Annotated in this window: 4 protein-coding genes; all 4 read right to left on the bottom strand. The window is 31.9% G+C overall.

The features are described 5' to 3' along the window. The coding region (locus tag ACP6PK_RS21575) for an AAA-like domain-containing protein (protein ID WP_426562516.1) at positions 1–223 on the bottom strand (223 nt) is incomplete at its 3' end. A gap of 498 nt (positions 224–721) precedes the next feature. After that, complete coding sequence (locus ACP6PK_RS21570) at positions 722–2,659, bottom strand: AAA-like domain-containing protein (RefSeq protein ID WP_426562514.1); 1,938 nt, start codon at positions 2,657–2,659, stop codon at positions 722–724. A 624-nt stretch (positions 2,660–3,283) separates the two neighbouring features. Continuing rightward, a complete protein-coding gene (locus ACP6PK_RS21565) occupies positions 3,284–4,888 on the bottom strand; it encodes a glycosyltransferase family 39 protein (RefSeq protein ID WP_426562512.1) in 1,605 nt (534 codons plus the stop codon). 722 nt (positions 4,889–5,610) lie between these two features. After that, on the bottom strand, positions 5,611–7,146 hold the full coding sequence (locus ACP6PK_RS21560; protein WP_426562510.1) for a DUF6798 domain-containing protein: 1,536 nt from the start codon (positions 7,144–7,146) through the stop codon (positions 5,611–5,613). Positions 7,147–7,452 lie beyond the last annotated feature (306 nt).

The following is a 7,452-nucleotide window of genomic DNA, read 5'->3' as shown; positions in this document are numbered from 1 at the left end:
CTATTTCTGTCATATCAATACTGACACAGGCAATATTTTCTTGTTGTAAACGTTGTATAGTTTTGACTCGCAAACTAGACTTACCCATTTGTCGGGAATTTAAAACATAACAAAAATCTCCATTTTTCAAACCTTGATATAAATCGTTATCCGCTTGTCTATTGACATAAGTTGTGGCATGAATTGGGAGACTACCACCGATATAATATTCGTAGTTATTCATAGTTATTTATCATTAATTAATTTAGTAGGTTGGGTTTCGTTCCTCAACCCAACTATTAGATTATTAGCAAGTACACAAAAAAATTATCTATTATCAAAGATGGTATTGCCTTATTTTGTTGATTTTCGCTTATAATATTCGTAATTATTCATAGTTAATATAAGTAGGTAGGCGCAAATAAACTTCACTATATAACGAAATGTTGATGCAGTCCAAACCTTTGAGATTGCTTCCTTCCACTCCGTTCCAGTCGCAATGACGTACTTGTAAATTTTCCCACCTACCTACTTAATTTAGTAGGTTGGGTTGAGGAACGTTTGCGGAGCATTTCCAACGGAAAAACCCAACTATTAGATTATTAGCAAGTACACAAAAAATTATCTATTATCAAAGATGGTATTACCTTATTTTGTTGGGTTTCGCTGTCGCTCTACCCAACCTACTTTCTTTATACCAATTCTTACTAACTGATAACTGATAACTGATAACTGATAACTGTTAAACGTGAACTTGAAAATATTTTCTATATAAACCACACAATGGCACAACAGCATTTCCCCGAAATTTAACTAATCCCATACTGCGTAATTTAAAGCCTTCAATTGTACCAACTTCCACAGGAGTTTCTGCATTAACAACTTTGGTAATTGCTGTCTGTAAATTTTCATCTTTTTGCAAGTTCAACAAATGTCTATGCAAGTGATTATAGTAAGGTCCTTCATCAGTTGGTGCTAATTCTAAAAGTCGTTCTAAAGTCATTTTTAGGCTAGCAATTTCATAGAGTGCTAAACGTACTAAATAGGGATGTCCTCCTAACATTTCCATCAATTTTTCTATTTGTTCGTCAGACCAGGTTAAGCCATGTCTTTGTACTAAATCTTTGACCTGTTCTAAGTTAAATTCTGGTAACTCAATTCCTAATCCTACATTAAAGGGAGATTGATTAATATTTAGAGGAATATAAACCTCTTTAGAGTGAACAATTATTAATCGTAATCTTTGCCAATCAGGATTATTTTTACCTTGTTCGTGCCAAGCTCTTAATAAGGCAAAAAATTGTGTTGCTAAATCAGGATTTTGGAAAATTTTGTCAACTTCATCTAACCCCAAAACTATCGGCGTTTTAATTTCATTCAACAGGTATTTATCAAAATATTTAGTACATCGCTTTTTCACTCCTAAAACTTTTTTCCAATATTTTTCTAACTGCTCCTCTAAACCCAATTCATCACTAACATTCGCACAAAACCACTGCAAAAATTTGTCTAAATTCTCTAGGAATTCTGGATCTATAGTTTGAAAATTCAAATAAACTGTCCGATAATCTTGTTGACTAGCATGAGCTAAAATTCGGGATAATAAAGAACTTTTTCCCATTTGCCGAGGAGCTTTAATTCTAATTAGAGCATCTGGCTTCAGAATAGCTTGAAAACATTCTGACTCAATAGGCGATCGCTCGATATAAAAAGGAGAATTTAGAGGAACTTGACCTGAAGGAGGTTCTAATTGTGATTCGGGAACCTGAGTTATATTATTACTACTAATTGGAGGAGATATTTTAATAGTTTCTGCCTGTTCTTGCTGACTTATTAATAAGTCTAAATTTGGTTTGATATTTAATAATTCTGTCAAAGCAACTTTAGCATTTGAGTAACGTTGATGCCAGTTAACTTTTACCATTTTTATTAATATATTGGCTAGGTCATCATTAATACCAGAAAGTATAGTTTCACAATCTATTTCTCCAGAAATATTATGGGGAAAATGTTGAGGAGATTTTCTGACTAAAGCTTGAATAGCAGTTACTCCAACTGCATAAATATCGCTAGCAAATTGAGGTCTACCTTGTAATTGTTCCACAGGCATATAACCAGGAGTTCCGATAGTAATAGTGCTAGTAGGTTGCCCATCATCACCAACTACTATTGTCCTGACTTCTTTAACAGCTCCAAAGTCAATTAATACTAATTTTCCATCACTTTTGCGCCTCATAATATTGCCTGGCTTAATATCGCGATGAATCACATTATTATCGTGAACAAAAATTAGTAACTCCAGAATTTCTGCTAAAAATTCTATGACTTTAGATTCATTCCAACCGTGATTTATTTCTTTAGTTAAGTCATTACCATCTATAAGTTCTTGAACTAGATAAAATTCATCGTCATGTTCAAAATAAGCATATAAAGTTGGAATTTGCTCATGTGTTCCCAGCTTATTCAGAGTTCGAGCTTCTTGCTCAAATAAACTCTTAACTTTTGCATTTTTTTGTGTAGGTTTTAGTCGCTTCACGACACATCTTGGTTTAGGAATTTGGGGTATATCTAAATCTTCTGCGAGATAAGTTTCACCAAACCCACCACCTTTGCCTAATTTTTCAAGAACTTGATAACGTTGACGTAGAATTTGTCCGATGAGAGAATTATTTTCAGACATTACTAATTAGTAGTTTGATCAGAAAAGTTTCCAATAATTATAGACTGTTTATAAACTCAATATTATAACGTATATCGCCAGATATTAAAATTCGGTGTTGCTGATGCGTGGGTATGATTTGTATTTTTTGGCAATTGCTAAACTATGGAATAACAAATACTTGAGATTATTAAGTTTATACTTTCATACCTTGATTCAGCAACGCCAAAATTCCTATAGAATTAGACATCTCCAGAAAAGAGGGAGTAGGGACGTTGCATGCAACATCCTTACAAAGCAGGGAGTAAGGAGAAATAATAGATGACTTCCAACGGATAATTTATTTTATTTTTTATTATTGGAGATGTCTATTAGTCTGAATAAGTAGTAAATATTTACTCAAATAATTAAGTAGATAAGTGAAAAAAAAATTACCAAAAAATTCGGGTTTAAAGCCTCTCATTTAAAGGAAAAAATCCTTTTAACCAATCCTATTCTTAAAAATCAGAGGTAATTATTAATTATTAATTATTGAAAACTACGTCATTGCGACTGGAACGGAGTGGAAGCAAGCAATATCAAGAGTTTTGACTACATCAAATTTTTGTTAAATAGTGAAGTTTATTTGCGCCTATCTACTTAATCTTATTCTTCCTTACTCTTACTTAAAATCCAAAGTTCTCCAAAGTTATGAACTAACTCTAATTGAGAATTTTCTTGTGTTTCTAATCCTGAAATTAAACTCCATTCAGGACGAAATACAAATATATCGGTAAAACCTTCTGGAACTTTTGGAACTTCTGGTTCTTCGATGAATAAAACTTTCACATCTGGTCTCAACATATATCCTAGAGTAGCTAATCTTACAGAATGATTACTAATAATAAGTGGCTGACTTGTTTGATTAATTATTCTGGCGACTTGAGGATCATAATAACTACTATATTTATGCCACCAAGTCTCAGCTTGAGAACTAATTCCACAAGATATGATGCCTAAAGAAATTACAATTACAGTCACTATTTGCCAAAATTTATGCTCGATTTGCTTTGTAAATTTAGTCAGTTTTGTTCCTAATAAATAAGCCACTGACAATTGAATTCCTAAATAAGCTGGAATTAAATAACGAGGAATAGTAGAACGTTGTCCGCCAGATATTAAGTCGGGAATTGTTAAACATATTGGGGTGACTGCCATTAAGGTTAAAATAAAAATATTTGCCTGTCGAGGTGCATTTTTTAGGAGGAAATAAATAGAGTAGATAACTAATACTAAAACCAATGCCAAGATGTACGGCCAGATAGTATTTAATTGTAATAAAGCATTATTATCAAAAACAAGTTTCTTGACATCGAATAATCTGTCAGACGAACCAATTTGAATATCAACAAATGTAAAACCTAGATTGATAAACCATCTTTTTAACAAATCTAAGAATGGCAGATTTTTGGAAACCCAATTGATGCCGTCAAAATGATTAATTATCAAGATTAGCCAAGGTAAAAATCCTAAAAATCCGTATAAAGATGCTAGTAAATAGGATTTGAGTTTCTGGGTTAGCTTTAATTTTTCAATGAGGATTACATATAATCCATGACCGAAGGCTACTAATACAGAAAAAAGATGAGTATATAGAGCAAATATGAGACTTGCTATATAAATTTGCCAGGTACGTTTAGTGTTAATTCGCATTGCTCGAAGTAAGGCAATACTTGATAATAAAACGACTACTGAAAAAAGACTATAAGCCCGTGCTTCTTGAGCATATAATACTAAAATTGGAGAAATTGCTGTGAGAGAAATTGCTACCCATCCTATTAATGATTTGCCAAATAATTCTCGACATAGCCAATAAATACAGGGAAAAATTAGTAAACTCGTTATGGCTGAGAAATTTCTAATTACAGTTACAGAGTTACCGAATAATTTCACCCACCACCTCAAAAGTACAAAATAAATTGGTAAGTGTTCGGGATTATCTCTGGCTAGGGAACTGATAAGATTAATTGTGTTTTTATCAGGATTAATATCTTGATATTGTTGTAATTCGGCAATGCTAATAGTACCTTGATTTGAGATTAAGTCTTTAAATTCTCCCCTGGTGTAACTGACAATTCTTAAGGATGTAATTGTTTCATCGTACCAGTAAACTTTACGGTCAATATTGATAAATCTGAAAAATATCCCTAAGACTAGGATGATGGTAATAAATATTTTTAACCAAGTAAAATAATATTTTTTGGGGAGCATTTTTAAATTGATTTAAAAAAAGAAAGCATGGCACGGCAAGACAGAGATTTTGCCATGGATGTACGGATAAATAGAATAGAAATAATAGTTAAAAAACCCTATGAATAAATCTCATAGGGTAACATTTCATCTTTACCTCAATAACTTGAGAAATACTATAGCATTACTTTGAATAGTTGTGAAAAAAAATCTGGGAATTAGGCAACAGAGAAATTCTGGAAAACTATCATATACTTTGGAAAATGAAAAGTTATATTCACAGTTTAAATTATATAGCAATTTGTGCTTGTGTTGTAATATATTATCCTAGGGTTTTGGTCTCAAAACCAAGTGCAAAGATGGGATTTGGAAACCAAACCCCTACAGGTTTTTTGCACAAATCATTTGATAAAGAATAGTTAAAAAACCCTATGAGATTTATTCATAGGGTAACATTTCATCTTTACCTCAATAACTTGAGAAATACTATAGCATTACTTTGAATAGTTGTGAAAAAAAATCTGGGAATTAGGCAACAGAGAAATGTTGGAAAACTATCATATACTTGGGAAAATGAACATCTATATTCACAGTTTAAATTATATAGCAATTTGTGCTTGTGTTGTAATATCTTATCATTATCGTAGGGGTTTGGTCTCAAAACCAAGTGCAAAGATGGGATTTGGAAACTAAGACCCTACAGTTTTTTTCACAAATCATTTTATACTGCTATAACTTATTAGTTATTTATGAATTACTTTATACATCTTATATAAATTATCCATATAACTTTTTTCTACTCCTAGACAGTTAACAGAATCATCATTTTCAACAATGATATGAGTTATCGTATATTTATCAATTAAATTCTGCAAAGCCTGACATTTAGCTATACCATAATTATCATAAAATTGTTGTGCCATTAATAATCTGTTATGCCATTCAATAACTTCTATATCTTTGTAGGGATGAGACTTGAGATTAATTAAAATTGGCGCACCTGTGGCAATTCTAAAATCAACAAATTTACCAGAAGCTATGGGAACTAAATAAGTATCATCTGGTTGTTTATTTTCTTTGACATATTCCATAATAATTGGTGTATCTTCCTGATTAATAGTTAGTTTCTCTAATTGCATTCCCACTCCTGAAAGAATGAACAGATATATTGCTACGATAGATAAAATTTCTATCGGTTTTTTGTATTGCCTAATCCAAAGATAATACCTGTCAAAAACAAGAGCCAAAATATAAGCCAATATCATACAAGTAGAAATCGGAACTAAAAAAGCAGAGACACGCCAGGGGGTCAGAAATGCTAAAGTATTGCTGCTAGAAAAAATTTTAATTACTGTCAGAATAACTGCCGTAGTAAAGGGAAAAAATAAGATAAAAAATAGTCTAGTTTTGCGGAGAAGATAGAGAGCGATCGCTACTACTAAAATCTGGATAGGTGCAGCAGGTTCGGTTAACCAAATATTGGGGAAGGAATGATGAGGAATTCTATTGACAAGTAAACTTTCAGATATTTGAAAAAGTTCGGGAGATGTGGGTTTAAAAGTAATAGTCATATAACTGACTACTGGTAAAACTAAGATGAATGAAAATGTACCTATTAATAATGATTTTTGGAGATTATTTTCATTTTTATAAGTGACAATCATATAAGCTAAAGTTAGTAAAGCGGCACTAGGGAGATATGCGGGATGAAATGTTGCAGCTATTCCTAAAGCTAAGACTGCTAAAAAAGGTTTATTTCTCAGAAAGCCATAGATGGAAAAGATAATTAATACTCCAAATGTACAGGGTTGAAAATATCCTCCGAGAATATATTGTTCTGCTAAACCATAGTGGAGATGTACATGAGTTTTCAAGTCAAAAATTCTGATTTGTATACAGTGGATAGTCAGGATAAGGAGAAAGTAAATTAGCAGTTTTAGTCGAGAACTATTAATTTGAAAAATTACTGAGGCAATGCCAAGCATACTATAAACATAGATGCCAAAAATTAGGATGTAATAAAAGTAGAAAAAATTTTGATGTAAGTAGGCATAAGTGATTTTAACTAAAAAAGTAAAAGCAGGTAGAGGGTCTAATGTATTAGCTAACCAATCTTTGTTTAAATAACCTAAACTAGCTTGGGATAATCCTTGTAAAAATTTAGTATGTTGATTTGATGTATATAAAGGGTCTTGGGTATAGGAAATTCCAAAAATTAAGCCTAAGATAAAAATTTGTAAGACGAAAATAATAAATTTTTTTTTGAGTATTTGTTTCATTTTTCAAGTAAGAAGGAAGCAGGAAGAAGGAAGAAGGAAGAAGGAAGAGAGAAAAATTTCTAGGAGGAAATTGATATAGCAATCTTAAATAGGTTATCATATTTTATAGTAAAGGTTTGGTTTGCAAATGCCATTTTTGCTTTGGTTTGGAGACCAAAACCCTACAGTTTTTTTCACAAATAATTTGGGGTTAGTCAGCAGAAAGCTCAGATAAACTCTACTCAACTTTTGCTTTGGTTTGGAGACCAAACCCCTACAGTTTTTTTCACAAATAATTTGGGGTTAGTCAGCAGAAAGCTCAGATAA

The organism is Dapis hubbardiae BLCC-M172 (assembly GCF_050016015.1).
In the GTDB taxonomy this organism is placed as follows: Bacteria; Cyanobacteriota; Cyanobacteriia; order Cyanobacteriales; family Microcoleaceae; genus Trichodesmium.
The sequence above is the reverse complement of the archived record's forward strand: the minus strand, read 5'-3'. Positions and strand labels throughout refer to the sequence as shown.